Source organism: Dysgonomonas mossii (genome assembly GCF_004569505.1).
In the GTDB taxonomy this organism is placed as follows: Bacteria; Bacteroidota; Bacteroidia; order Bacteroidales; family Dysgonomonadaceae; genus Dysgonomonas.
In genome coordinates this window covers 1-608 of sequence record NZ_SPPK01000026.1, presented here as the reverse complement: position 1 = coordinate 608, position 608 = coordinate 1, and the positions used below count along the sequence as shown (strand labels likewise).

Genomic DNA, 608 nt, shown 5'->3' with positions numbered 1-608 from the left:
GGTGCACACCACGCTGCCCGTGGTCGCGCCCACGGCGGGCTGGGTGCAGGTGCCGCCCTGGTCCACCGTCAGGTTGCCGGTATAGCTGAAGGTCGCCGACGTGGCGCCGTTGGTCGGGTGCGTGACCGGGAAGGTATCGGTCATCACCACGTTCGTGCCGAACGAAGGGCCGGAGTTCTTCACGGTGATCGTGTAGGTGGTCTCGGCGCCGAGCGCGATCGCGTCCGCGCTGTGCGCCATCGACACCAGCACGTCCAGCTCGGGCTGGGTCAGCTCGACCTGGGCCTGGGCCTTGTTGTTCGCGAGGTTGGGCTCGTCCGTGGCGGTGCCGATCTCCACCTCGTTGTTCAACACCTGGCCGGCCGTCCATGCGGCGGTGGGCCGCAGGCGGTAGGTGACTTCGTACTGCCCGCCGTTCGCCAGCAGCATGCTCGCGCCCGTGGTGCCCCAGCGGCAGTTGAGCGTGCCGTCGCTACCCACGGGATCGCAGGTGCCGCCGCCGGTGGCCGTGGGCGTGCCGATCAGCACGGTGCCTGCGGGCAGCGTGTCCTTCAGCCAGACGTTCTCGGCCGACGAGGGGCCGTTGTTCTTCGCACGCACCGTGTAGG

At 69.6% G+C, this 608-nt stretch carries 1 protein-coding gene; it reads right to left on the bottom strand.

Annotated elements, in window-relative coordinates; all coding sequences use genetic code 11:
* On the bottom strand, positions 1-608 hold a 608-nt coding region (locus E4T88_RS18805), incomplete at both ends, for a DUF11 domain-containing protein (RefSeq protein WP_135107547.1).